Source organism: Paenibacillus barcinonensis, from assembly GCF_003217495.1.
Taxonomy (GTDB): Bacteria; Bacillota; Bacilli; order Paenibacillales; family Paenibacillaceae; genus Paenibacillus; species Paenibacillus barcinonensis.
Map to the genome: position 1 here is coordinate 128,117 of NZ_QJSW01000014.1, position 25,347 is coordinate 153,463.

Genomic DNA, 25,347 nt, shown 5'->3' on the forward strand with positions numbered 1-25,347 from the left:
ATAGAAGACAGGATATGATCATAACGGACAAGGAGTAGTTGGAATGATTATTATTAAGACGAACGAACAGATTGAACATATGAGAAAAGCTGGCGAGATTCTGGCTGCATGCCATCGTGAAATTGCCAAAATGATTCGTCCGGGGATTACAACACAGGAAATTGATCAGTTTGCCGAAGCATTTATGAAGAAACATGGCGCCACGCCGGAACAAAAGGGATATAACGGCTATCCTTATGCGACATGTGCGTCGGTTAATGACGTGATCTGTCACGGCTTTCCGGGAAAATACGTGCTGAAAGACGGCGATATCGTTACCATCGACATGGTCGTTAACCTGAACGGCTGGCTGGCTGACTCAGCTTGGTCGTATGCGGTAGGTAATGTATCCCCGGAAGCGCAGCATCTGCTGGATGTGACCAAAAACGCTCTGTATAAAGGCATTGAGCTTGCCGTTGTGGGCAATCGGATCGGAGATATCTCCAATGCCATTCAGGTATATGCTGAAGGGGAGGGACTGTCTGTTGTTCGTGAATTTATCGGCCACGGGATCGGGGAGAAGATGCATGAAGAGCCTCAGGTGCCTCATTACGGCCCGCCGCATCGCGGACCACGTCTCAAGGAAGGCATGGTCATTACGATTGAGCCGATGCTGAACATCGGAACATTCCGCAGCAAGCTCGATCCAGATGGATGGACTGCGCGTACGCTGGATGGAAGTCTTTCTGCTCAATATGAGCATACGATTGCGATCACGGCAGAGGGGCCTGTTATTTTGACAGCACAATAAGCCAGGGATTGTTTAAGAGGTTTGAAAAAAGCGATAATGTGATGATATTTTCATATTTCCGGGCGGCCCACGTTTGTGATCCGCCTGTTTCGGTTTAAACTATTATGAAGGTTTGAAATTTGAACAATGCAGGTTAGACATCGAGCCAGCGGTACGTTGTTGTATGACAGCTTGATTAAGCTGACATAGGACCGCTGGGTAATCAGGAGGTTGTTTTTGATGACAGTAAACAAACAGATCGTGCTGGCGTCCCGCCCGGAAGGTGCTCCTACCCGAGAGAACTTTAACTTCGTAGAAGCGCCGCTTCCTGAGCCGGAAGCCGGACAAGTGCTGGTGCGTACACTATATTTGTCGGTTGACCCGTACATGCGGGGACGAATGAAGGATACGAAATCCTATGCTCCGCCATATGCGCTGAACGAAGTGATCAAAGGTGGAACGATTGGTCAGGTGGTGGAATCATCCGAGCCCAACCTGCGTAAAGGAGATCTGGTTTCAGGCATGTGGGGCTGGCAGCAATATGCTGCTGTGAATACATGTGATCTGGCGTTGATTGATACAGATGAGGCTCCGATTACGGCTTATCTGGGTGCCCTGGGGCTGACGGGGCTGACTGCATATTTCGGCATGGAGGATATCGGCAAGCCCAAAGATGGCGAGACGGTTGTAGTCTCCGGTGCGGCTGGCGCCGTGGGTATGATTGCGGGGCAGATTGGCAAAATTGTCGGCGCGCGTGTAGTCGGTATCGCAGGATCGGATGAAAAATGTGCTTATCTAAAAGAAAAGCTGGGCTTCGACGTTGTACTGAACTACAAAACGGAGCACGATATGTCGGCAGCGATTGAAAAAGCTTGCCCCAACGGGGTTGATGTGTATTTCGACAACGTTGGCGGCGACATCTCGGATGCGGTGCTGCGCCATATTAATCGTAATGCGCGTATTCCGTTATGCGGGCAGATTTCGTCTTACAATCTGGAAAAGCCGGATATCGGCATGCGTCCGCAAACGCTACTGTTAACCAACACGGCGCTGATGAAAGGTTTTCTGCTGGGAGATTACACGAAATCCTTCAAGGAAGGCCGGGCGAAGCTGGGGAAATGGATCAAGGAAGGCAAGCTGCAATATGAGGAAAATATTGTGGAAGGCTTCGAACGCACCCCGGAAGCCTTCATGGGTCTTTTCTCAGGCGACAATCTGGGTAAGCAGCTGGTGAAGGTTGCTGATCCAGAGTAGAGATGGGGAGCGAAGGAGACTCTGAATGTCGGCTCGTAGGCGCGCACAGAACAGTGCAAATGCTCTAAGTTGCAGACAGTTAGAGTGCAAATCCTCAACCTGAAAATGTGATAAAAAGCTATAAGCAACAGGAAAAAAGACACGTTCTATGCGCACGGCGGGTGCGGCGGACGTGTCTTTATTTGTAGCTCTTGCTGTATGCATCTGAAGCTTCACGCATCTGTCAGTCGTTTGGAAAGCATCTGTATATGTGTCTATGACTGAACAGCCAGCACTTCCTTGTAGTGCTTGTACATATATACACGCCAGCGCACAATCATGCCAAAGGCCAGCAGGAAGAACAAGCCGCCCGTTTGCGGAATGGTGACATACTGCTGGATGACTTCATGCAGGATGAGCCTTACAGCCAGCAGTCCCAGCAATATAAAGGCAAAGCTGCGGGAGCGCGTCGCAAAAATCTCTTCACCTACGCGCTCAAACCGGGTGCTGCGAATGAGCGGATACGAGAAAATAAACCAGCCCACCAGCAATGCGATGAGTGCCCATAATAGCGGAACATGGGTCTCGGGTACAACGAACATAAAAAAGCCTGTGCTCATGCCGAGCGGTGGAATCAATATTTTACGGATCGTGACCGGCCTGTGGCTGGCTTTCATACGGATGAAGATGGCCAGCAGAGCCATAACAAGCATGCCAACGGTCGCTCCGATTTGCAGATAAAACGGAGAGATTTGAGCCACGTAAACGCCCTCTTTCTGGAATGAGATGTTTATTCGGGAATCCGGAACTCTCAATGTGTTTGGTTTAACCGGATTTTTCAGTTCCTATTATAGCACAAACCTCTGTGCCCGCTAGAATGTATATCTTCTGATTGAAGGGTTGTTCACAAGCCTACTTGTGATTTGAAAAATATGTATTATTGTTCCCGCGCAGTGAGGGTTTATTCGGTGATGCATCTGTGCTCCGGCGACTAACGATCTCCAAGAACCTGATTTTACGGATGATCATCTCATTTCAGCATTGCTGGAGATTGTTCGAAATCTTGCCGATGCGTATAAAATGAGCTCATCCATGCGTCAAAACAGAATAAATTCACGCTTTACAAAAAAAGCGTTTTCAAAATCTGATTTACCGATTATAATAATCACGTAAGCCCTTTCATATGTCTATCTTATTGGAGCCCTTCGCGTAGCGGAAGGCTCACTTTTTTGTGTAAAGAGCCTCCCAGCGCAGCAATCTGGAGGAAGTTTTCAGCAGTTTCGAGCAGATCGCAGGGAGGCTGTAAGTATTGATATATCAGGCATATTCATGCCTGAAGCATATCTGGGTGCAGGAGTTGACAAACATAACTGTTACTCCTATAATGACAGTTATACTTACCTTGGATTGAAGTTTATCGGTGCAGCAGGCCGGGAAGGGAGTAAGTTATGAACAGCGAATTTACCATTGCGGTGCATTGTCTTGTTTTTCTATCCATGAGAAGCGAGTGCATGGCCAACAGTGAAGATCTGTCTCAGAGTGTGGGTACACATCCCGCCAGAGTCCGCAAGGTACTTAGTGTTCTGCGTAAGCATGGTTACCTGACAACAAAGGAAGGTGCTCATGGTGGATACTTGCTCAGCCGTCCGAGCGAGGAGATCAAGCTTGGGGAGCTGTACAGGCTCGTAGCTGGCGGTTCTCTTGGTCCGAGCTGGTGTTCAGGTGAATCGGGTTCACCGTGTAAAGTGTCCTCCAATATGCAAGGGGTCATGGGTGCTATATACGATGGAGGGGAAGAAGCGCTGAGTGCTTATTTCGACCGCATTTCAATTTTTGACGTGCAGCAAAGCATTGAGCGTGGAGAAAGTCCGTTGTCCATGAAGGCATGTTCAGAGCAAAAGCAAGAGCAAGAGAAGTCATGACAAGTTGAGGTTGGACTCACATATTAAGGGAACAATGTGGATGGTAGCTGATCCTGCCCAAGGTCATTTCTATAATTGATTTGTAGGACAGGCGTTTGCTCGGTATAAGGTGAATTTGAATGGCGGTCATTCCGGGCATAACGTGAACACAGATGAGGAGCGTTCGTCTGCGCTGATGTTATTTTCGGAAGGCCTGTGCTTGGAGCGTATTGGCTTTCAAGGCGTGCTTTGCGAACGTAAAAAAATATATAAACCAAACAGAATTAAGGAGTGGAACACATGTCGGTTATTGAAAAAAATGAAACACTTCGCGTCATCAGCGAACGCCACGCGGTTAAAAAGTATGAAAAAGGATTTGTAATGCCTGAGGCAGACCTGAATGCCATTCTGACAGCAGCATCCGAAGCTCCTTCTTCATGGAATCTGCAGCACTGGAGATTCCTTGTGATTGAATCCGAGGCAGACAAAGCCAAATTGCTTCCGATTGCTTACGGTCAAACACAAGTAGCTGACAGCTCTGTAACGATTGCCGTTCTGGGTGACCTGGAAGCAAACCGCAATACATTCATCTATGATCAAGCTGTTGAAGCTGGCGCACTGCCTGCTGAAGTTCGTGATGGATTGGTGGGTCAAATTAACGGTGCTTACCAAAACCCGCAAATTGCTCGTGATGAAGCGATTCGCAACGCATCCTTTGCATCCCAGAACATCATGCTCGCGGCACGTTCCCTCGGTTACGATACTTGCCCAATGGGTGGATACAATCCGCAGCAGTTGATCGAAGCATTCAACATTCCTGCACGTTTTGTGCCAACATTGCTGATCACAGTAGGTAAAGCTGCTGAGCCGGCTCGTCCGTCAGGCCGTTTCCCACTGTCCGAAGTGGTTGTAAAAGGTTCTTTCTAAGCCTGCCCATAGCAGGATTGCAATAAAATCAAAGAAACCGTTCCTTAGTAAAATGGAAGTGATACGACCATTTGAAACGAGACGGTTTCTTTGTGTTATATGTAATAGCTTTAACCGTCATGGAACGAGAAGCTGTAAGAGGGGCTGTTGAGATGGTTTGTAGACATGCATAGTGATACAAACCGATAAGCTATACATAAAAAGCGGATGGTCTCTGTACAGAAACCATCCGCTTTTTTACGTGTACGGTTTATTTCTCCGGCGTTTCTGGAATCTTAGGTGTCGTGAAGGAATTCATATGCTCAATCGCGTTATACATCATTACCGCAGCTTCAGCGCGGGTGATGGCTTGTTTCGGATTGAACTGTCCTTTCGAATCCAATGCGCTGATCTTCAGCACAAGAGAGCGCTGTACGGCACCTTGGTACTCGGGTGTGAGCTCTTTCTCATCCGCAATGTCTACTGGCTGAATTTTGATCATAGGCAGCCCCCCTTTAGCCTCAATCGCTTGCATCAGGAAGAGGGTATATTGTTCCCGCGTCATCGGTTTGGATGGATCAATATCTTGTGGCAGCTTGATGCTGTTGTACTGTGCACGAATAAAAGCATCGCTGTACCATACACCATCTTTGACTGACTTGAAATAATCGCTGGGCACAGGCATTTTGATAAAACGAATCGCATTCAGGTTGAGATCCAGTCCGTCCACAATGAGTTGAACCCCTTGAGCTGTATTCAACTGCTCCTCAGGCTTAAACAAATGCTCACTAACCCCCTTGATCAATCCATCCTGATGGAGGGATTCAATTTTGTCTGCACCCGGTAAGCCCTGAATATCGGTAAACTTGGATGGCGCAGCATGGAGAGGCCCTCCACTTAATGTGAGTGAGAGCAGAGCTCCTGCGGTGAGAGCAGCAATAATATTTTTCTTCATGTCGGTGTCGCCTCGCTTTTCCAGGGAAGTTCTTTTCCCTTTGTTTTAAAGTGATTTGAACCTATAGACGACCCTTCTGCACAAAAGGTTGCTTGAATTTTCCTTTACATTAGCCTTTGGATTGATTTCGATAATCGGTTGGTGAGCGTCCCATCATTTTGCTGAACAGTCTTGAAAAATAATACGGGTCACTGAACCCCAACTCGGAGCTGATCTGCTTGACGGTCCAGTCTGTAAAATCGAGATATCGGCAGGAATGCTGGATTTTGAGCCGCAAGCTCCTTGAGTGTCACCCCGCTCTCCAGGCGCTCCAGCATATACTGCACGGAATGCTCTTCTGTCTGTTTACTGCTCATGACACCGTTATCTGCGCCAGAGGCATAAGGTCCATAGGCAAGCAGACCGAGCATGTACCCGACAATCATTGGGATTTCCGCCGGGCTGGGGACGGATTTGGGGCTGGGTCTGGGAAGGCGGATCGTTAGAAATTGGTGTGTAAAGTTTGTGCTTAACATTGTTACTTGAATTTCGGGCTTCCTATGCTCTTGCGAAAGCAGTATTTCCTGTGATTTGCTCGAAAGAGAGCAATCATAGCAAGCTTTTTCAAATAGATATTCGGTAAAAAGCGGAAAAAAAGGTTTGACAGTCCCATAGACTGCCTTTATTATACGTATATAACTTACTAAACAGGTAGGAATAATTAAAAATGATTGAGCTTTTGTGAATTCGGTCATGACAGACAGATGATGTATTCGAACAATTGAACAGCGTAACGTTCTCACCGTATGGACGGAGGAACACCGCAGCGTATCTTACCGGATGAAGCATACACGGCCTTGGGGTCGGCATGACTTGATAAGGAGGGAGCGTGCAGGGGTTCCTCTGTCTTTTGCTTTTTCCGGGGCGTTTCGCTGTTCTACCGACCTGTAGTTGATCATGCAAGTTTATATCGGGGGGAGTGTAAGAGGATGAGAAAGAGAGTTCACAAAGGAATTCTGGTTGGGCTGGCATTGGTATTAACGGGGGTGCTGGCGGCTTGCGGATCAGATAACAGCGGGTCGGGTGCAGCAGGTGCAGCAACAGGAACAGGGACAGGGACCGATGGGAATAAGGAAGGCAGCAAAGCGGTTGAACTGCTCAATGTCTCCTATGACCCGACAAGGGAGCTTTATGAGGAATATAACAAGGCATTCGCCGCACATTGGTTGAAGGAGAAAGGTCAGGAAGTGACCATTAAACAATCTCACGGAGGTTCGGGTAAACAGAGTCGTTCCGTAATTGACGGATTGGATGCAGATGTGGTGACGCTGGCCCTTGGATATGACATTGATGCGATTGAAGATAAAGGTCTGATTAACGCAGGCTGGCAGGATAAATACGAGCATAACAGCTCGCCGTACACCTCTACAATTGTGTTTCTGGTGCGCAAAGGTAATCCGAAAGGCATCAAGGATTGGGATGATCTGATCAAAGGAGATACGCAGGTCATAACGCCGAACCCGAAGACATCAGGCGGAGCGCGGTGGAACTATTTGGCAGCCTGGGGCTATGCGCTGAAGCATAACAACAACGACGAAGAGAAGGCAAAGCAGTTTATAGCAGAGCTGTTCAAACATGCCCCGGTGCTTGACTCGGGTGCCCGTGGTGCGACAACGACATTTGTGGAACGCGGCATTGGCGATGTACTGCTGGCTTGGGAGAATGAGGCGTTCCTTTCCGTAAAGGAGTTAGGGCCAGACAAATTCGATATTGTCGTGCCTTCCATCAGCATTTTGGCTGAACCTCCTGTAGCGATCGTGGATAAAAATGTAGACAAAAAAGGCACCCGCGACGTGGCGGATGCTTATCTCAAATACCTATACAGCGAAGAAGGCCAGACGATTGCTGCCGAAAATTACTACCGTCCTACGCTAGACAGCGTGAAGGAGAAATTCAAAGATCAGTTTCCGAAGCTGGAGCTGTTTACGTTAAAAGATGTATTTGGTACTTGGCGGGATACCCAAGCCAAACACTTTAATGACGGAGGTATCTTCGACCAGATTTACGTGCCGGGCAGCTAATCAAATCAGACATTAGGCTGTACGCGGCCAACCAGCCTGACCGGCTGACGGCAGAGAGGATGGATAAGCATGAGCAAGGCAATTGCGGTCCGGGCGGCGGGACGTACATTACCGGGATTCGGGTTAACGATGGGGTATAGCGTGCTGTATCTGAGTCTGGTCGTATTGATTCCACTGACCGCACTGCTGTTTAACTCTACGGGCTTGACCTGGGCAACGATGCTGGAGGTAGCTACCAATCCAAGGGTGCTGGCTTCATTCCAGGTCAGCTTCCTGACAGCTGGTGCGGCGGCGCTCATTGATCTGTTCCTGGGCCTGCTCTTGGCCTGGGTGCTGGTTCGGTATGAATTTCCCGGCAAAAGATTGTTTGATGCGGTCATTGATCTTCCGTTTGCGCTGCCGACAGCAGTTGCCGGGGTGGCTCTAACAGCTATCTATGCCGGGAATGGCTGGATCGGACAATTTGTAGAGCCGCTAGGCATTAAGCTGGCATACTCACAGGTGGGGATTACACTCGCGCTTATGTTTATCGGCATCCCCTTTGTGGTGCGTACGGTACAGCCGGTGCTGGAAGAGCTTGAGGCTGAGGTGGAAGAAGCCGCGGCAACGCTGGGTGCGGGGCGATGGAGGATTTTTCGTACAATTCTGCTGCCTGATCTGATCCCGCCGCTGCTGACCGGCTTTGCACTGGCTTTTGCCAGAGGCATTGGGGAGTATGGCTCGGTTGTGTTTATTTCGGGCAATATGCCGATGAAAACGGAAATCGCACCGCTGCTCATCATGTCCAAGCTGGAGCAGTTTGATTATGCAGGAGCTACGGCTGTTGCTCTACTGCTCTTGTTGATCTCGTTTATCCTGCTGCTCATCATCAACTCTCTCCAGCGCTGGAGTCGTAAGGCGGGGAGAGTGTGATTAAGGCAGGGGATCCGGTGAGAAGAAAAGCAGAGCAGAGCAGCGAAGCGAAGCTTAGGGAAAAAGGGTTTCACTATAACCTCACGTCCCGCTTAGCGGCTTGTCTACTCAAGGCATCCCGGACGGGATATACCGCCGCTCCGCGGCACACTCACCCAAACCGAAGGAGGTGTATGTTATGGCAGGTGCAGTTCCTCTAGGTCCGAGTTCAGCTCCACCTGTAAAAGCGGGCCGAAGTACAAACCGTGCAACCACAGAAGCGCCATGGGTAAAATGGCTGCTCATCGGACTGGCGAGCCTTGTCCTGATCTGGCTGCTGATCCTGCCGCTGGTTATCGTGCTCATGGAAGCCTTGAAACAGGGCTGGGGTGTCTATATCGCTGCGTTGACGGAGCCGGATGCCTTGTCTGCACTGAAGCTGACCCTGCTGGTTGCCGCAATAACCGTTCCGCTCAATACGATTTTTGGCGTGGCAGCAGCTTGGGTCATCACCAAGTTCCAGTTTAAGGGTAAAGGGCTGTTCATTACACTGATAGATCTGCCTTTTTCGATCTCGCCTGTTGTGGGCGGTCTGATCTTTGTCCTGGTGTTTGGCTCAAACGGATGGTTTGGCCCCTGGCTAGCCGAGCAGGATATCAAAATCATTTTTGCATTGCCGGGCATCGTGATTGCGACGTTGTTTATTACCTTTCCTTTTGTGGCGAGAGAGCTCATTCCGCTGATGGAGGATCAGGGCACGCGGGAAGAAGAAGCGGCTGTAACGCTTGGAGCCTCCGGGTGGCGTATCTTCTGGAGTGTGACATTGCCTAACATTAAGTGGGGTCTGTTATATGGCATTATTCTGTGTAACGCACGCGCGATGGGGGAATTTGGAGCAGTGTCAGTGGTGTCCGGGCATATCCGGGGAGAGACCAATACCTTGCCGCTGCATGTCGAGATTCTGTATAACGAATATCAGTTTTCGGCCTCATTTGCCGTTGCTTCGCTGCTGTTAATCTTGGCTTTGGCTACGCTGCTGCTCAAGAGCTGGCTTGGTCATAAAGCTGTTTCGGAAAAGGCATAGTGTGGAGTAAAATATCAATTGACAGCTGCTGGAAGCCCTGATATTGTATAAACCAAGTATATAGGTTGGATAAGAATGAATTATAATTCAACGCTTGAAATACAGGTGCGTACAGGATAATAACGGGTGATAGCCCGAGAAGAGGAGGCGGCTCAAGTGGCTAAGCCGTTAAAAGTGGATGAGGTATGGTTAAACCGAATTGCCGGGCAGCTGGATGACATGGAATTTGGTTCATTGCACATCGTGGTACATGAGGGACAGATTGTGCAGATGGAGCGAACCGAGCGCAAGCGTTTTGAAAATACGTCCTCAGGCAGCGCCTCCAAATCCGGCAATACAGCTAGAAGCAGCTCCGCCCGTTCCGTTCGTGGATCAAACGCGAGTGCCAAAGGGTAGTCAAATATGCGTTTGATGTATGAAATGAATAGTGTAGACCATGTACCAAGCGTAGCAGATATAACAGACGTAGTGACATACCAGACATGATACGCATAATAAAAGGCTGTCCTTGAAAGTCACAGATGTGGCTAGAGGACAGCTTTTTTGTGCGTCCAGATGCTGAACGTATACGTTTTGACCTTGGCACAGCCCTTGTAGTGTTGGCTTTAATCGAGCAAAACCGGAGCTTGAACTCAAGGATGTAACCCAAGCCCAGCCGAAGCTTCGGTTATGATACGTTGAGCTGAGAATGAGCCAGCTCCGGTCGTTTGAACTCAAGCATGTGACTTGTCGGAACCGGCTCTGTGAGTGCTGTCTGGGTAACCTTTTTCCTCTTCCGCAGGTTCGATTGTGGAGTGGATTTCATTAACGCTGCTGATATCCTCGCTATCGGTATGTCCGGCATAGGGGCGTTCACTGCGGGAACGTGATCCAGTTAAGCTGAAGCCAGAGGCAAACAGAATCAACTGCAAGGCAAGAACATAAGGAGCTGCCTCAAGTCCGATCAGATGAAGCAGCGAACACAGCGCAATGAGCAGCGACAGCCATTTGATCAATGTGCCGGATGTACCGCGCCTTGTGCTGGCCCAGAGCAGATAGCCGTATACGATTGTAAGCATGAGGGACACGGATTGTATCCAGGGTAGAAGCCCTTGCCAGGAATCCAGATGTATACCTTCTCTCTGAAGCCTGTTGACGAGACGGCCGAGCAGTAGTGCTGTGGCTGCGAGTGCGACAGGTTCTGCGGCTGGGCGAATAATGGTCCAGAGTGATCTTCCCCAGTGTAACGAATGACTACTCCGGCTAAGTTCCTCTGACAGTGCGGTGCATTCACGTTCCAATGCTTTATGCATCAGGGCAATTCTGGCGGTATCGTGGTCTTTGATGCAGTCACGAATCTGATCCTGAAGCTGCGGGGAGAGATATGAGGCTGATTTGCAGGCATGCATTGCTTTTAACAATTCGTTATGTTCCTGTTGGTTGGATTCATGGTTCCTTTGCTCCCAAATGGCGAGCTGTCCCAAGAGTCCTGTGCTTATGTATAATGTATCTCGTAAACTCTGCATGCGTCGTGCATGGCTGCGCCGAATTTCAGTGGCCGACCATAGATAAACTGCCAGAAGCAAGCCAAGCACACCTAGTAGTATAAACGTAGTGTCGGGATACAATGATAGGTCATTCAACCAATGTTGAAACACAACTTTTCCTCCTTTACAACCAACTTGCCGTATCTGAGACACGCTTTACGCAAGCTTTCTCTCACTATTACACAGGAAGTCGATGAATTCAAGCAGTCGAATCGTTAGATTGAGAAAAATGAGCTTGCTTCTGATTGTAATGGAGAGATGAAAGAGATGTAACGCAACAAAGGACAAGTGGATAGCTATGACGATGCGAGAGAACTTGTGCATCAAGGGAAAACGATGATCACCGGGTGATGGAAAATGAAGCTGGATTATTACAAGGAATTCTGGCATGTGATCAAATAATCAGCAATAATGGAATAGGTTATGAAGGATTACGAACAAAGGCTTAGAATGATTTCTGGTTCTAGAGGATTTTAGCAGAGAGGGGGAGTAACCGATGCACGAGGTGAAAATTGAACATGCACCGCCGGCTGCGGTTGAATATTTGGCGCTGCGGCAAATAGCCGGACTTAGCCCGATGAGCCGGGAGGGGGCTGAGATAGGGCTACCTCGCAGCTTATTTGCGGTATGTTTGCGAGAATCCGATGTTCTCGTCGGGATGGGACGTGTCATTGGCGATGGGGGTTGTTTTTTTCAAGTCGTCGATATCGCAGTACATCCTGATCTTCAGGGAAAGGGATACGGGAAACTGATCATGATTGAAATCATGAACTATCTGCGTGAAGCTGTACCTGCGAGGGGCTTGGTCAGTCTATTGGCTGATGTTCCTGCGGATCGACTGTATGCTCAATTTGGCTTTGAATACACGAGCCCGAGATCGGAAGGCATGTGGTGGAGACAGGGGGAGTAGAATTTAAGCTCATGTCCCTTGAACACAACAGAAGATGTTATATAAGAACCGCCGCAAACCTTTGGGAAACCAAAGGTTATTTGCTTTACAACCATATTTTTACATGATAATGTAAAATAAATACAATTTACGAATTACGAATTACATAATACGAATTCTGCATGCGAGTTCAACTGCTTAAACTACGTACTACAAAGCTACCGTATAGTCGTTCATGATCTATGCCAGCAATCTACAACGAGAATGGAGGATGTATGATGAACAAAAATCAAAAAATACAGTTCAATCAAATGGTGGAGCGATCCATCGAGCAGGCTGCCAAAAATCTTTCCGGTACCAAGGGCGTGGTTTCCGTTCGATTAAGTCAGGAGGAGATTGATGTGATCGACCAGATGGTTTTTTTGGAACTTGCCAAAAACCGTTCGGATGCGACAGCGATGCTGATTCGCGAAGGGATTCGCACTCACCAGACGTTATTTCACGAGATGCAGGAGTACACGGCAGAACTGGAACAAGTCAAAGCCAAAATGCAGCGAAGATTACAAGAATCGGGCCTAGTTGCTCAATTAAAACAAGCGGGTGAACGTGGAGAGATTCCGATTGGAGGCGATGGAAGTGAACCAGAAAGCAACAAATAAAACGAATAAGAGTGGCGAAGGCGGCTACCTTGCCGTGCTACGAATACCTTCCTTTACAGTGCTACTTCTGGGCAGGCTTGTCTCAGGTGCAGGTCAGATTTTATTTTCCATGGCCACGATGTGGTACATCCTTCAATTAACTGAATCCGCGCTTGCTGCTGCTTTAATTCCAATGCTTCCATACTTGATCTATGCTTTCCTGGGCATCCCGCTGGCTACGATCAGTGACCGCTTGCCAAAGAAACAATTGCTGATCTGGACAGACATATGGCGAGCCGTGATTGCCTGTATTCTTGCGATTCTATTTCTGACTGATAGCATGCTTCCATGGCATATCTATGCCGCCAATCTGTTGATTGCGATTCTCGGATTCATGTTCAACCCTGCCACTCAGACGGTGATTCCGGCGATTCTGCCCAAACCGGCAGAGCAGCTCGCTCCAGCCAATGCGCTATTGAACTCTTCCTCCAAAACGATTGAACTGCTGGGTTATGCCTTAGGGGGGATTTTAATTGCCTTCATCTCCTTACAGTCCATCCTGTTCATCTATGCGATCACTTTTCTGTTATCCGCGCTTGCGATCGCTTTTATTCGAATCCCTGTGACCAAAGTGGTCAAACAAAAAGGATTTTCAGGTTTTGTCAAAGACAGCATGCAGGGCATCACCTTTTTATTCTCAAACAAAGTTCTGGCCTGCTGTATTATCTTTGGAGCCATTATCAATTTTGCGGGTGCACCGTTGCATATCTTCACACCGATTTTTGCCAATATGGTGCTTGAGGCCGGGCCACAAGGATACGGCTTACTTCAATCGGCCTTTGCCGCCGGTAGTATCGTCGGTTCTCTGCTTAGTGGAAAATATGCCAAGCGTCTGTCGCTCGCCCATTGGTTTCTGGTCAGTTATCTTACCTCGGGTGCAAGCTTGCTGTTGATGCCGATGTATCCTAACTTGTACTTTGCCATCGTCTGCTCTTTCCTGTTAATGCTGGGACTTGCTCTTGTGAATGTACCGCTAGTCACTTCCATTCTGCTATCTACACCGGAAGAAAAAAGAGGACGTGTTATGAACAGTATGGGCGTACTTATGAGTGGTGTTAGCAACCCGCTGGGCTTGTTACTCGGAGGATGGTTCATTGAAGCCTATAGTCCATCCTGGGTTTACATGGGAATCGGCATGTTTGTTATTTTTATGGGCACGGCAAGCCTGTTCGTCAGACCTTTTCGAGAAGATCGAGCAGGACATACCTTACACAGGAAATCCTCGATTTCGTCTGAAATTTGATGTCAGATTCCCCCTTTTTTTAAGGGAAAAACAAGGGTTAAGGCAGGAGTTGTAACTATATATGGATTTAATGAATAATTTATGTAAAAAATTTCAATTAAAAAGAAGGAAATTAAAATTTTATGTAGAATTTGGTTTATTAAGAGGGGGAGACAAATGGGAGGTAATTTATCATGGAAAACAAGGAAATTTTATCTGTACAGGATTTGATGGCTCTGGAGGTTGAAGAGGATAACAACATGTTCGAAGAAACTAGCTTGTGTACCGTGTGTAGCTGGACAAGCTCACAAACGATCGTTGTAGAGGCTTAGAACTCTTCATCGTCTCGGACCACTGAATGATTCTTAAGATAAGTCTTTGATTTCGTATTACTAAACTAAAATAATTGTACCTCCCCCTCTTACTCTACTTCAAAAAGGAGTGATTCTCATTGAAATCAGCAAGACTGATTGAAAAGAAGGACGCCTATGAGAACGCTTTGCAAAATATAATCCGGGCTTTACCCGAATCCATCCAATGGTCGAATGACGGCCATTGGATTTGTTTTAAACCGAAGCAATTAACGCTTCCTGCACAGGGCTGGAAGATTCATTTATCGGTTATACCTGTGGAGGGAACTGAATTGCTGCGCCGAATTACGCCCATTCTGACAACGCATGGTGTGATGTGGAAAGCGGTGAGCAGTGGACTCAAATTAATTGAAGCATCCAATGGTTCTAATCCGCTGCCTCAGACGGGGAAGTGTGTAACCATCTATGCACGCAATGATGAGCAGTTTATGCAGTTACTTGAGGAGATGTATGCATGTACGGGTGATCTAAAGGGCCCGGCAATCCCTACGGATCGGGCTTATCGGGGAAGTTCATGTGTATTCTATCGCTATGGCGCATTTGTCGACCGGTTCTATTATGATCGTTACTCTGGCGCAAAAGTATATGCCATCCAGAATGCAAAAGGTGAACTGGAGGAGGACCGAAGAACACCTGGCAGATATAAACCCGAATGGGTAGATGAGCCGGAAGAACTGGTGAGCATACAGACCGGGTGGAAGAATGAAAATGAAGCGGCAGGTACTGCATCTGATTCTAGTAACAATGAATTTGGAATACGTAAAATTCGTGTGAGGCGGGTGCTCAAAAAGTCAGGTAAGGGAGGCGTATTTCTTGTCTCCACATCCCGGCATGCGCAAGCTGTCATGAAAGAAGCGGTTCATCTCATGCGTGTGGATGGTGCCGGACGTTCTGCCCATGATTATCTGGATAACGAGTATCATGTGCTTGATCTGATGAAGGATACGGGGCATACTCCTCGTCCAATTGATCTGTTCAGCGCTGAACGGAATCGGTATCTTATTCTGGAATATTTCGAGAGCGTCAGCTTGCGCGAGTACATCCATCGCAGACATGTAGCTGCTGATTACAATCAGGCAGAATTACAACGCATCGGCTTGAATATTCTGGATATTGTACAGCAGTTTCACGATAGAGGTATTGTCATCAATGACCTCACGCCGAACAACCTTGTGGTATTGCTTGATGGAAGTGTGCGATTGATTGATCTGGAGTTAGCTTATGTGAAAGATAGCAAAAGTCAGGTAAAACCATTAACAGGGCACACGCCTGGTTATGTGCTTCGGGGAAGAGAGCATAGCCAGCGATCGGAATACGTGGATGATCTCTACGCGCTGGGAGCCGTTTATTATTACATGGCAACCTCCATGGACCCTTATCTGAAATACAGACAGTCGCATCTGTCTGCTGGACAAGCATACTTGGACAATCTCAATCATAGACAGCTTCTTAGGCTGGGAAGTCTGGGGATCGAGATCATGTCTGGACGATATAACGATTCACTCGAGATACGTGAACAGCTAATGCGTATGAGTGAACAGGAGCAGGCCGATTTAACAGGGAGCGAGCGATCCTTACGTATGAGTGAAGCGGGCATGACGGCAGAAGAAGTGCTTCATCAAGCCGAACGTATGGCTAACAAGTTGTATCAAGCCCTTGATTTCAACCATGCTCACGAACTTTATCCCGAAAATAGGTTGAGCAAGATGTTCCACCCGGCCAATTTCAATTTTGGTTGGACGGGGCTGGCTTACGGTTTTCATCAAATTGGTCAGCTCACGCAGAATAGACAGTATCATCAGTATGCACGTGAAGTGCTGGAATGGATATTAAATTATACGCCGTATGTTCATGAAGCAACGCCAGTGAGCCTTTATTTCGGGTATGGTGCTGTTCCTTGGGCGCTGGCACAGACAGCGGCTGCGCTGGATGATAAACCGTTACTTTGCATTGCTGAAAATCTTGCCTTGGAGATCACGAGGCAGGACCCAGTTCAAACCAATATCAGTCATGGCGCGGCAGGTTTGGGGTTAATGCTGCTGGAGGTAAACCATCTTGGAGGCTGCACCGAGCTTTTGACAAGAGCTGATGAGCTCGGTGATATGATTTTGCACCAGGAAAAGCAAACAGAAGATGGGCTGAGTATGTGGGAAGTGAAGGAGAAGTCGGGTAAACAAAGCCATCACTCGTATGGGTTTTCACATGGTATTGCAGGAATCGGTTATTTCTTGCTTGCCTTAGCGAAGCTGACGGGGAAAGACAAGTATTATTCGGCGGTGAAGCGCATTGTGTACACGCTGGAACGTACGAGTTATGAAGGAGAGAACGGTGAACGATTATGGCCCGCTTCTCCTGAAAAGCCGGATGCTCTCTGGGTTCATTGGTGCAATGGTTCAGCGGGTATAGGACGGTTTCTACTGACCGCAGCCGAGGTTCTCCAAGATCCGGTATGCTTCAGACTTGGTCAGCAGGCAGCAGATGCGGTAGCCCGGTCAACTATTTTTGCTTCTTTCAGCCAGTGTCACGGGATCGCGGGTAATGGAGACTTTTTGATCATGGCGAATCGGTGCTTCCCTGGCAGATACGAAGCCAAACTGAAGGAGTATACACGGAGTCTATACGTGCTTCGCAGTGATGGTCAGGAAGATTCGTGGATGTGGCCACTAGAGGATATGGAATCATTCTCCCCGGACTATATGACAGGCTACATGGGGATTTACTCTTTTCTGCTTCGTCGATTTTATCCTGCGGTTTCTTTTGAGCCAATGGTGTATTCAGGCTTCGACCAGACCAGGGAGGTGCAGGTGGATGATGCAGGCATGCATAGCTGATATCTTGCCGCAATGTAAGCATGAACCTGGAAAGGCCGGGGATCGTTACTATGCAAGTGAGCCTGAAAAAAGAGAAGAGAGCTCTTCGATTCTGGTGATCGACCATGGTGCAGGTCAATATATGATTGACTTGTGGAGTGACGCTACATCTTATGCATATTGGGAAGGGCGGATCATGTCTTTGCTGGACATGTTGCCCTATTCCTCTATATATGTAACTGCACCTGCCTCGTTTCCATGGGAAAGGCTCGGGTATAAAGCAGATGTGCTTGCCCGGCGATATCGGTTCCACGGTGATCTGAAGCAAATTTCTGTTCCGGTTATGCCGAATTATGCTGGAAAGTGGTTGCCGGCAGAAGGACGGGAGGAAATAATGGCCCATTTGCTTCAGAGCAGTGATCCAACGTGTCCTGGAATACAAGCTGCTCGCCAAGCGGTGAATGATATCTATGAGGGGGTATATGGACGTTTGCTGAAGGGATCGGGACTTGTGGAGCTGGAAGGAATGAACATCGGAGGCTGTCTGTTAAGTGATGAGTTTGGTAGCATACTTCTATCACATATATTCACCATACCTGCGGTAAAACGCAAGGGCTGGGCACGGTGGCTTGTTGCCTATGGTCTCCATCAGTGTAGTTCCAATCCGCAACAGCGAATCAAAGCTTCTCTTGATGCTAACAACCAAAGCAGCTATCGCTTGATGAGTGCATTGCCGTTACAGCAGGTGCCTGAGCCTATACATGTATGCCGGATCAGGAAAGAGGGGGAATCCTCATGAAACCTGTATTGCTGGAAAGTACAGACTATCACGATCTGAGAAGCCAATGGTTTCGTGCAAGCCACGAGCCAGGATTATTTGTGATTGAAGGACGTTCGGATATCGTGCGGCATGAGCTTCAAAAGTTAAGTATGCATTGGCAGGATCAGGCGCTTCGCCTTCTGCTTGATGATACGTACCATACGCTGCCGCTCATTTATCAGTTGAACCCGGTTCATCCTATTGATGATCTTGTGGCCTGCAAAAATGCATTGCTCCGATTTCAACGGGCAGGCTGGGCCCCGGGGCCGCGCAAATGGATTCTGATCGAGGTGGTCTCCGGTCTGCACGCTGCAGACCTTGGAGCCATTCATCATCTGCTCTATCGTCAGAAACTAAAGGACGTTAGCGTAGTGTTGTTTTTTCATCAATATCCCGTGAGAGTTAGCCCTTCGCAAAATGTGCCAATGCTGGCCATTTCTCTGGTGAGAGATACACCCGAACAGACCCGGCGTTTGTTAAATGAACAGTTACGAATGGCTGGTAGGGACGATGGGGCAGAAGAGGAGATGAGGCGAGGGGAAGCGCAAGCGGCAGTGCAACCTGTCGAAGAAGTCCGAAGTAAAACTCAAGATAACGTCCAAGATAAAATCCAAGATAACGTCCAAGGCAAATCCCAACATAGAATTCAACGCAAAGCACTCGCGCTTTACAACAGGTTGGCCTGGATTTTGTTGTGCAAATCGGATAATCCTCTCCGGTACAAGGCTTGTTTTCATTTTTTTCATCGCAATTCCTTATTCCAACGATTGTCGTCAGCCCAGCAGGCTATTCTATGGTTTGAACTGGGTCAGCTATTAACCAAAAATGGGGATGAATATGCCACGGCAAGAGAATGTTATGCCCAAGCTCGTGCCGTTCTGGAGCATGAGGAATTAAATGAAGTCTATCGCATAGGAAAGGAAGCCGCACTGGATAATGGTGAAGCATTGGTGGAGCTGCAAGAAGGCCATATCTCACGTGCCATTGAACTGGAGAAGCGTGCGGGCATGCGCATTCGCCAGCTTCCTCCTGGTCCTGACCGGCATGTGTTTCAGATTCAGACGGCTTTAAACATTGCAGGGCTGCAAATCCGGGCAGGACTTCTCATGGATGCTGAAACGACACTAATAGCTGCCGAGAAGCTCTGTACAGGTGTGTACTCGGGATGGCTGGGGCATATACTCCAATTCAAAATGTCGGTATATCAGCAGCTCGGCGAACAGGAGTTAGAATACAATATGTTAATTCAGGTGCTGCGGATGAAGACGGGCTCAATTCCTTCCAAATTGCTGCAACGTTCAATTGAATTGGCCGGGGACTTGATCCGGCAGGGGGAAGAGAAACGGGCAGCGGAGGTTTATCGCCTTTTGATCGCGGGCTTGCCAGCAGCCAGCCTGAAGCAAATTCGTTTGATCCGGCAATCGTTAAGTGGTTTGGGAACAGAAAGTCCAGCAGCAACGGCGACACTGCAGCAGCTTACGCTCAAGCTGGAATTGCAGCTTGATTCCTGGGAGCAGTTCAAACACTGGCATGAGGGGAGGGAATCCGGTTGGGCAATCCATTCCTGAACCGAATGAGTGTGAACCGGGATCGGACAAGCATGATCCTGTGTTATGACGACCAGACATGTAACTGGTGTGAGCTTGACGAGGCTGGCGATGTTCAAGGTATACACGCTCTTTCCGATGATTGGACAGCACGGGGTCAGACTGTGCAGCATGTTCAATTCATCGGTACAGCCCAAGTGGCCGCAATCACCCGGGAGAAGACGGAGAGATGGATTCATGTATTCGAGAAGGAACGGGAGCACATCAGGCTGATTCAAACGCTCTCTCTAAAGCTACCGTTTCCGGTGATGCAGGTGGCCTGTCAAGACGAACGGCTCCAACTGCTTTTTGCGGTTAGGCATCGTTCAGGGATGGTGCAAATCGGGATTTTTGAACCGGAAAAAGAAAAAGCCGAATGGGTTACTCCAGAACTGCATCATCCGCAATTTGTATTCTGGGCGAAGCCTGAGCGAGAAATTGGTGTTAATGTGGGTGGAGTCGGCAGAGTGTATTCCTACGGGCAAGATCTCGGATCATCTGTGGATATCCCGTATCGAGAATATGCTTATCCGGTGATGGACAAGCAGGGTGATCGAATTGCTGTGTGCATTCCAGTGGAACAGGGCTTTCGGCCTGGCTGGACGAGTGTTCAGGAAGAGGTTGTTTATGAATGTTTGGAACAAGGAGAGCCATTCTCTGAGCTAATTCGTATCCAGCTGGATGTGGATCAGCAGCATATCTTATGCGAGGGAATATTGCATGGTAAGTGGCAATATGTTCAGTATACGCTGGATGGAGAACCCGCATTGGGGCTGTGTGATTATCCGGGGACGTTAACACAAGCGGTTCACAGCAGGGACAAGCAGAGTCTCATTGGTAAGTTCGAGTCCATTGTGACTGCCCCGGTGCCCGCCAAGTGTAGGACATCGGGGTCGTTTGGTACGATTGCTCCACTTTCGGTGAGGCATGGAGAGGCAATGGTGAGTGATCTTGTGCAACCGCCGGAGATAAAATACAGGCAACTGTGTTACGGTAACGGGTTCATTCCTTATATGGACATTCACCCAACAGGTCAGGAACAGGCAGTGATTTATCTTCATGGAGGGCCGCATAATTGCCTGTTAGACAGTTACAGCCCGGTTATTTCACGTTTGTGTGAGGCTGGGGTAAGGGTAATTGGGCTGAATTATCCGGGCAGCTCGGGGTTTGGTTCTGAGTATAAGCAACGTATTCAGAATGATTGGGGCGGCGTGGATGCGGATGTTATTCGGCTTATTCGGGAGCAGGTATTAGGCTCCTATTCAGCAGTTTCATTGTACGGCGTCAGTTATGGAGCTTATCTGGCACTGTTAGCTGCAGGAAGGAATCCGAAGCTGTGGAGCGCCGTTGTAGCTTGTGCGCCCTTTACGGATCTGAGCAGCTTGTATGCGGGTGGTGGGGCGAAGCTAAGATCATTTTTGCAGACGGAGATTGGAGGATTGCTACAGGATGAATCTGCACTGCGGGAGAGAAGTCCGTTAACCTACGCATCTGCGTTGCGCGAGGTGAATCTACAGCTCATTCACGGCCGGAACGATCAGCTTTGCCCGGTGGAACAGACGGAGCACTTGTATCGGGAGATATTGTATCGGGAGGAGTCTGCAGAGGTGACCGACAGGCAACTTGAGCTTCATATCATTGATGAGCTGCAACATGAGGTTTATGCGGAGCGAATCTGGGCGGAACAGTCAGTTCTTTTTTTAACCCGAAACAGGGTGACTCAGCCAGGGTAAGCGATTAAGAAAGGCAACGAAGGTAAGAAGAATAAGTAACCGAGATAGACAGGATGATCTATTGAAGCCGCCGATGCGGCTTTTTTGGCGTGCGTGGAGCTATTCTTTTAGATAAGGGAAGAGAGAAGTGGACTAGAGGGAGTAGAGCGGGGGTTAATAAAGGAATTAGAGAACAGATCTGAGGTAGAGAACAGGAAGAAACTTGGAAAGAAACTCTGTGAAGAAATCTGTCATGCGTGATTGACTGGGGGTGCTCGGCTGAGGTGTTGGTAACGTTAATGAAGATTCGAGTTTACAAGTCAGTTTATCCGGTTTAAGATGGCGTGAGCCGTTTAAGGTATATAACAATAGGATTAAGTATTAAAATAACGGTATAGCGGATGAGATGACATCAATAGAAAAGAGGGATTCGGATATGAAGGTAGCGATTTTCGGAGCAACTGGAGCGATTGGCAAGACGATTCTGTGGGAATTGATGGACCGTGGGCATGAGGTCACGGCCGTGGTGCGTAACCCTTCCAAAGTCGAGATGGTGCATGAACGCCTGCGTGTAGAGCAGGGAGATGTGCTGAACCCGGATCAGGTTGCTGATTTTTCAGCAGGTCAAGAAGCGGTCGTGAGTGCTTATGGGCCAAAGTTTGGTGAGGAGGAAGAACTGCTTGAAGTAACACGTTCACTGATTGAGGGCGTGCGCCGTGCCAATGCCGGGCGTCTGCTTGTTGTTGGCGGAGCAGGCAGTCTGTTGACAGATTCGGGTGAGATGCTGATGGATACTCCTGGATTCCCGGAGGAAATCAAACCTCTTGCACAGGCTCATGCGGATGCTTATGGGCTTCTGGAAGAATCCAATATTCACTGGACGTATATGAGTCCGGCAGCAACAATCACGACAGGGCGGAGAACAGGTCAATTCCGGATTGGCATGAATCGTGTCATTACAGATGATCTGGGTGAAAGCAGCATCTCTGTTGGTGATTTTGCCGCAGCCTTGGTCGATGAGCTGGATGATCCGCAGTTTGTTCAAGCACGGTTTACGGTGGGGTATTAAGCATACGTGATCTGTGTGGACAATTAATGTGGAAATTGTGATTAGACCGTATGTCATGGCAAGTGAGGTAGATCAGGATATATAGGTAAGTGGGATCGTAGGTTAGTATAGGAAATATTATATTTTAACACATAGATAGACATGTTCTCAGCGCAGAGTAGGTAAGACGATGTATCTCTAAAGGCAGAACATGGAACGGGATAAATCATGAGTGCAATGATAATTAACGATATATGAATGAACGTAAAACACATGCGGCATGAATGATCAAAAACGAATAAGCATGGAAAGCCTGTGAGTTTGATGTTATAAGGATTGCTATTCATAAAGCGACCGGGGAGGGATGAGTGTTGTTTATCGTAACCGCTGATCAGATGCGGGCTGTAGACGAGTATACGATCCGGCAGCTGGGCATTCCTGCGGTCAGTCTGATGGAGAACGCAGGCAGAGCGATCGCCGAGGAAGTCATCAAGCTGTGCCGGGAAGCTCAGGGTGCAGGCAGTCAGGGCGAAGGCGATGGAATTCCGCACGGAAACGGTCAGGGGAAGGGCGATGTTGGGGGTTACGGCTGGCCTGATCATGGCCAGCGGAAAGAGGCATGGCGGGCACACACGGGGCCGAGCGATCATGCGTGTTACGGGAGCGACATCCTCGCCGATCCGGCGCTGGTGATGGCGCATCCAGGGGATCAGCATTGGTACATGCTGATCGGCAAGGGCAACAATGGCGGCGACGGGCTGGTGGCGGCGCGCCATTTGGTTGAAGCGGGGCTGGGCGTGACGTTAGTCTACGCCGATGCCCCTGAGGCACTGCAAGGTGAAGCCGCAGTGCAACGGGATGCCGCTGCGAAGCTCGGCATGCCTGCCGTTGTGCACGGGTGCGAAGCCGTGGACTTTAGCCGGTGCACAGGCATCGTCGATGCACTGCTGGGCACCGGCTCCCGTGGAGCGCCGCGTGGAGCGTACGCGGCGTTGATTCGCGCGGCGAACGACAGCGGTAAGCCGGTCGTGTCTGCCGATGTGCCAAGCGGGCTGGACGCAGACACCGGTGAGGTGTACGAGCCGTGCATTGAAGCCCGGGTGACTGTGTGTCTTGCGCTGCTGAAGCGCGGGCTGGTGCAGTACCCTGGCGCTTCTGCCGCGGGGCGCATCGTCGTGCGCGCCATCGGCATTCCCGCGCGGCTTGCGCCCGAGCATGGCCCCTCGGTCCGTCTGCTGACGGACGAGGTGCTGCGGGATGCGCTGCGCGTGGACACAGGCCGTCGCCGGGCACCGGACGGCCATAAAGGCACCTACGGCCATGTGTTACTGGCCGCAGGAAGCATGCCGATGAGCGGCGCTGGCCTGCTCTCGGCCAAAGCTGCGCTGCGCGCAGGCTGCGGGCTTGCCACATGGGCACTGCCCGCGGCACTGCTGCCGCATGTCATCGGCACTGTGCCCGAGCTTATGCTCGCCGCTGCAGCCGATGGCGACAGCGGCGAATGGAACGCGGCTTCCGCCGCAGCGGTGCTGCGCCTTGCGCAAAGCCGCGACGTGCTTGCGACCGGCCCTGGCCTCGGCCGCTTCAAAGGCGACACCGACTGGCTGCGCCGTCTGTGGCAACAGACGGATCGTCCGCTCGTCATCGACGCGGACGCCCTCAACATGCTGGCAGATGCAGGCCCGGATGGGCCACGCATCTGGGGCCAGCGCAGTGCGGCGACGATACTGACGCCGCACCCTGGCGAGATGGGCCGACTGCTGCGCATGTCGACCCCCGAAGTGCAGCGTGACCGAATTGGACACGCTGCACGGTACGCCCGCGAGCAGGGCGTGACCCTTGTGCTCAAAGGAGCACGAACGGTCATTGCAACGCCTTCCGGCGAGGCGTACATCAACACCACGGGCCACGCCGGCATGGCAACGGGCGGCGCCGGAGACGTGTTGACCGGCATCATCGCCGGTCTGCTTGCCCAAGGGCTAGACGCGGAGCAAGCCGCCGCGTTCGGTGTATACCTGCACGGACAGGCTGCCGAACGAGCAGCACTGCTACGCGGTGATCCGTCTTCCTTGATGGCAGGAGATATCATCGACGCACTGTGAGGAATATGATGTAAACAAACCAGCACGGTATGATCATACAAACAAAAGCATAAACGTTTAAATGTTCACCACATTATAGTATAAATATATCCAAAAGGAGCCCCATCGAGATCATGGCAGGCTCCTTTTGGATGTTCGACGAACTTATAAAGCTAGCAACCTCATTAACACCCTTTGTCTGACGTAACACCAATCTGGATACGTTGCAGCGGCCATAACCCTACTTATCCACCTGACTCCCTCAATCCAAGCATCGTACCATCAACCCAACATCGTACCATCAACCCAACATCGTACCATCAACCCAGCTCATCCACGCAACCGTCGTACATTCTATTAACCCGATCTACGATCTTACGCAGTTTTGACGAAGCAGCATTATTCAGCGCTACTCCCCATGTATTCAAAGTGGTAAAATTTTTAACGATCATGAGAAGCCTTATTTGGCACGTATTCACCCATTTTATTTTCTAACGATCTCAGGGAACCTTATTTCAATCATTTATTATAAAAATAATACAATTTCCTCCATTTTGACCCAAATAAGCTCTCTGGGGATCGTTAGAATTTCAAACGACTCAGAATCATGCAAATAAGCTCATCTGAGATCGTTGCTATGAACGTTTTAGTCAAGCCCAACACAAAAATGCTGCGATTTTGCCCTAAGCTCTAAGCGCGGGGGTCCATATGCGAGCGACGGTTGGCACGCTGCTATCCGTGGGTTGGTTACCACATGTTATGCCTTCGTCAAGGAGAGCTTCTAC

Annotated in this window: 23 protein-coding genes; 18 read left to right on the plus strand and 5 right to left on the minus strand. The window is 49.3% G+C overall.

Translation table 11 applies throughout. From position 1 onward, the window contains the following. Nucleotides 1-43: 43 nt before the first annotated feature. Entirely contained in the window at nucleotides 44-790 is a 747-nt protein-coding gene (gene map / locus DFQ00_RS19760) for a type I methionyl aminopeptidase (RefSeq protein ID WP_110898198.1), read from the plus strand. A 219-nt stretch (nucleotides 791-1,009) separates the two neighbouring features. Next, nucleotides 1,010-2,023, plus strand: a complete 1,014-nt coding sequence (locus tag DFQ00_RS19765) for an NADP-dependent oxidoreductase (RefSeq protein ID WP_110898199.1) — start codon at nucleotides 1,010-1,012, stop codon at nucleotides 2,021-2,023. 254 nt (nucleotides 2,024-2,277) lie between these two features. Here the strand turns inward: DFQ00_RS19765 and DFQ00_RS19770 are convergent, their stop codons facing one another. Further along, nucleotides 2,278-2,763 carry a CcdC family protein gene (locus tag DFQ00_RS19770; protein ID WP_174812220.1) on the minus strand — a complete coding sequence of 162 codons (486 nt, stop codon included), beginning with the start codon at nucleotides 2,761-2,763 and terminating at the stop codon, nucleotides 2,278-2,280. Between the two features lie 687 nt (nucleotides 2,764-3,450). On the opposite strand from DFQ00_RS19770, the gene DFQ00_RS19775 reads away from it, so the two are divergent. Both DFQ00_RS19775 and DFQ00_RS19780 read left to right on the plus strand, forming a co-directional pair. Continuing rightward, entirely contained in the window at nucleotides 3,451-3,924 is a 474-nt protein-coding gene (locus tag DFQ00_RS19775) for an RrF2 family transcriptional regulator (protein WP_110898200.1), read from the plus strand. A 279-nt stretch (nucleotides 3,925-4,203) separates the two neighbouring features. Then, the gene (locus DFQ00_RS19780) at nucleotides 4,204-4,830 is read left to right on the plus strand and encodes a nitroreductase family protein (RefSeq protein ID WP_110898201.1); all 627 of its coding nucleotides are present in this window, start codon (nucleotides 4,204-4,206) and stop codon (nucleotides 4,828-4,830) included. Between the two features lie 250 nt (nucleotides 4,831-5,080). Here the strand turns inward: DFQ00_RS19780 and DFQ00_RS19785 are convergent, their stop codons facing one another. The 3 genes from DFQ00_RS19785 to DFQ00_RS29940 all read right to left on the minus strand — a co-directional run bounded on the left by DFQ00_RS19785 (nucleotide 5,081) and on the right by DFQ00_RS29940 (nucleotide 6,189). Continuing rightward, complete coding sequence (locus DFQ00_RS19785; protein WP_110898202.1) at nucleotides 5,081-5,764, minus strand: S-layer homology domain-containing protein; 684 nt, start codon at nucleotides 5,762-5,764, stop codon at nucleotides 5,081-5,083. A gap of 109 nt (nucleotides 5,765-5,873) precedes the next feature. After that, nucleotides 5,874-5,978 carry a helix-turn-helix domain-containing protein gene (locus DFQ00_RS30340; protein ID WP_425271045.1) on the minus strand — a complete coding sequence of 35 codons (105 nt, stop codon included), beginning with the start codon at nucleotides 5,976-5,978 and terminating at the stop codon, nucleotides 5,874-5,876. After that, nucleotides 5,953-6,189, minus strand: coding sequence for a hypothetical protein (locus DFQ00_RS29940; protein ID WP_244213929.1), 237 nt, complete (start codon nucleotides 6,187-6,189; stop codon nucleotides 5,953-5,955). Before DFQ00_RS29940 ends, DFQ00_RS30340 begins: the two co-directional genes overlap by 26 nt. Nucleotides 6,190-6,732: 543 nt before the next feature. Here DFQ00_RS29940 and DFQ00_RS19800 point away from each other — a divergent pair. From DFQ00_RS19800 to DFQ00_RS19815, 4 genes are all read left to right on the plus strand, one after another. After that, nucleotides 6,733-7,824 carry a sulfate ABC transporter substrate-binding protein gene (locus tag DFQ00_RS19800; RefSeq protein WP_110898205.1) on the plus strand — a complete coding sequence of 364 codons (1,092 nt, stop codon included), beginning with the start codon at nucleotides 6,733-6,735 and terminating at the stop codon, nucleotides 7,822-7,824. A 69-nt stretch (nucleotides 7,825-7,893) separates the two neighbouring features. Then, nucleotides 7,894-8,736: a sulfate ABC transporter permease subunit CysT gene (gene cysT / locus DFQ00_RS19805; protein WP_110898206.1), complete on the plus strand. Its 843-nt coding sequence runs from the start codon at nucleotides 7,894-7,896 to the stop codon at nucleotides 8,734-8,736. A gap of 178 nt (nucleotides 8,737-8,914) precedes the next feature. Continuing rightward, nucleotides 8,915-9,799 (plus strand): sulfate ABC transporter permease subunit CysW, encoded by an 885-nt coding sequence (gene cysW / locus DFQ00_RS19810; RefSeq protein ID WP_110898207.1) that lies wholly within the window; start codon nucleotides 8,915-8,917, stop codon nucleotides 9,797-9,799. 156 nt (nucleotides 9,800-9,955) lie between these two features. Beyond that, nucleotides 9,956-10,195 carry a YezD family protein gene (locus DFQ00_RS19815; RefSeq protein WP_110898208.1) on the plus strand — a complete coding sequence of 80 codons (240 nt, stop codon included), beginning with the start codon at nucleotides 9,956-9,958 and terminating at the stop codon, nucleotides 10,193-10,195. 317 nt (nucleotides 10,196-10,512) lie between these two features. Here the strand turns inward: DFQ00_RS19815 and DFQ00_RS19820 are convergent, their stop codons facing one another. Continuing rightward, complete coding sequence (locus DFQ00_RS19820; RefSeq protein ID WP_110898209.1) at nucleotides 10,513-11,436, minus strand: hypothetical protein; 924 nt, start codon at nucleotides 11,434-11,436, stop codon at nucleotides 10,513-10,515. A gap of 385 nt (nucleotides 11,437-11,821) precedes the next feature. On the opposite strand from DFQ00_RS19820, the gene DFQ00_RS19825 reads away from it, so the two are divergent. The 10 genes from DFQ00_RS19825 to DFQ00_RS19865 all read left to right on the plus strand — a co-directional run bounded on the left by DFQ00_RS19825 (nucleotide 11,822) and on the right by DFQ00_RS19865 (nucleotide 24,583). Further along, nucleotides 11,822-12,235, plus strand: a complete 414-nt coding sequence (locus DFQ00_RS19825) for a GNAT family N-acetyltransferase (RefSeq protein ID WP_110898210.1) — start codon at nucleotides 11,822-11,824, stop codon at nucleotides 12,233-12,235. Nucleotides 12,236-12,492: 257 nt separating this feature from the next. Further along, nucleotides 12,493-12,873, plus strand: coding sequence for a ribbon-helix-helix domain-containing protein (locus DFQ00_RS19830; protein ID WP_110898211.1), 381 nt, complete (start codon nucleotides 12,493-12,495; stop codon nucleotides 12,871-12,873). Further along, a complete protein-coding gene (locus tag DFQ00_RS19835; RefSeq protein ID WP_167433783.1) occupies nucleotides 12,851-14,155 on the plus strand; it encodes an MFS transporter in 1,305 nt (434 codons plus the stop codon). Before DFQ00_RS19830 ends, DFQ00_RS19835 begins: the two co-directional genes overlap by 23 nt. 173 nt (nucleotides 14,156-14,328) lie before the next feature. After that, a complete protein-coding gene (locus DFQ00_RS29265; RefSeq protein WP_161556981.1) occupies nucleotides 14,329-14,466 on the plus strand; it encodes a hypothetical protein in 138 nt (45 codons plus the stop codon). Nucleotides 14,467-14,585: 119 nt separating this feature from the next. Beyond that, entirely contained in the window at nucleotides 14,586-17,336 is a 2,751-nt protein-coding gene (locus tag DFQ00_RS19840; RefSeq protein WP_110898213.1) for a class III lanthionine synthetase LanKC N-terminal domain-containing protein, read from the plus strand. Beyond that, complete coding sequence (locus tag DFQ00_RS19845; protein WP_110898214.1) at nucleotides 17,314-18,114, plus strand: hypothetical protein; 801 nt, start codon at nucleotides 17,314-17,316, stop codon at nucleotides 18,112-18,114. The genes DFQ00_RS19840 and DFQ00_RS19845 overlap by 23 nt, the downstream gene beginning before the upstream one ends. Beyond that, the gene (locus tag DFQ00_RS19850) at nucleotides 18,111-19,703 is read left to right on the plus strand and encodes a hypothetical protein (RefSeq protein ID WP_110898215.1); all 1,593 of its coding nucleotides are present in this window, start codon (nucleotides 18,111-18,113) and stop codon (nucleotides 19,701-19,703) included. The genes DFQ00_RS19845 and DFQ00_RS19850 overlap by 4 nt, the downstream gene beginning before the upstream one ends. After that, entirely contained in the window at nucleotides 19,685-21,454 is a 1,770-nt protein-coding gene (locus tag DFQ00_RS19855; protein WP_110898216.1) for an alpha/beta hydrolase family protein, read from the plus strand. The genes DFQ00_RS19850 and DFQ00_RS19855 overlap by 19 nt, the downstream gene beginning before the upstream one ends. A 415-nt stretch (nucleotides 21,455-21,869) precedes the next feature. After that, nucleotides 21,870-22,502, plus strand: a complete 633-nt coding sequence (locus DFQ00_RS19860; protein WP_110898217.1) for an NAD(P)-dependent oxidoreductase — start codon at nucleotides 21,870-21,872, stop codon at nucleotides 22,500-22,502. A gap of 350 nt (nucleotides 22,503-22,852) precedes the next feature. Beyond that, nucleotides 22,853-24,583, plus strand: coding sequence for an NAD(P)H-hydrate dehydratase (locus DFQ00_RS19865; RefSeq protein ID WP_110898218.1), 1,731 nt, complete (start codon nucleotides 22,853-22,855; stop codon nucleotides 24,581-24,583). Nucleotides 24,584-25,347: the final 764 nt, after the last annotated feature.

Coding starts and splice junctions, on each gene's coding strand:
- DFQ00_RS19860 (WP_110898217.1), top strand. CDS start 21,870: ATGAAGGTAGCGATTTTCGGAGCAACTGGAGCGATTGGCAAGACGATT.
- DFQ00_RS19845 (WP_110898214.1), top strand. CDS start 17,314: ATGATGCAGGCATGCATAGCTGATATCTTGCCGCAATGTAAGCATGAA.
- cysW (WP_110898207.1), top strand. CDS start 8,915: ATGGCAGGTGCAGTTCCTCTAGGTCCGAGTTCAGCTCCACCTGTAAAA.
- cysT (WP_110898206.1), top strand. CDS start 7,894: ATGAGCAAGGCAATTGCGGTCCGGGCGGCGGGACGTACATTACCGGGA.
- DFQ00_RS19800 (WP_110898205.1), top strand. CDS start 6,733: ATGAGAAAGAGAGTTCACAAAGGAATTCTGGTTGGGCTGGCATTGGTA.
- DFQ00_RS19825 (WP_110898210.1), top strand. CDS start 11,822: ATGCACGAGGTGAAAATTGAACATGCACCGCCGGCTGCGGTTGAATAT.
- DFQ00_RS19785 (WP_110898202.1), bottom strand. CDS start 5,764: ATGAAGAAAAATATTATTGCTGCTCTCACCGCAGGAGCTCTGCTCTCA.
- DFQ00_RS19850 (WP_110898215.1), top strand. CDS start 18,111: ATGAAACCTGTATTGCTGGAAAGTACAGACTATCACGATCTGAGAAGC.
- DFQ00_RS19765 (WP_110898199.1), top strand. CDS start 1,010: ATGACAGTAAACAAACAGATCGTGCTGGCGTCCCGCCCGGAAGGTGCT.
- DFQ00_RS19780 (WP_110898201.1), top strand. CDS start 4,204: ATGTCGGTTATTGAAAAAAATGAAACACTTCGCGTCATCAGCGAACGC.
- DFQ00_RS19775 (WP_110898200.1), top strand. CDS start 3,451: ATGAACAGCGAATTTACCATTGCGGTGCATTGTCTTGTTTTTCTATCC.
- DFQ00_RS29940 (WP_244213929.1), bottom strand. CDS start 6,189: ATGATTGTCGGGTACATGCTCGGTCTGCTTGCCTATGGACCTTATGCC.
- DFQ00_RS29265 (WP_161556981.1), top strand. CDS start 14,329: ATGGAAAACAAGGAAATTTTATCTGTACAGGATTTGATGGCTCTGGAG.
- map (WP_110898198.1), top strand. CDS start 44: ATGATTATTATTAAGACGAACGAACAGATTGAACATATGAGAAAAGCT.
- DFQ00_RS19830 (WP_110898211.1), top strand. CDS start 12,493: ATGAACAAAAATCAAAAAATACAGTTCAATCAAATGGTGGAGCGATCC.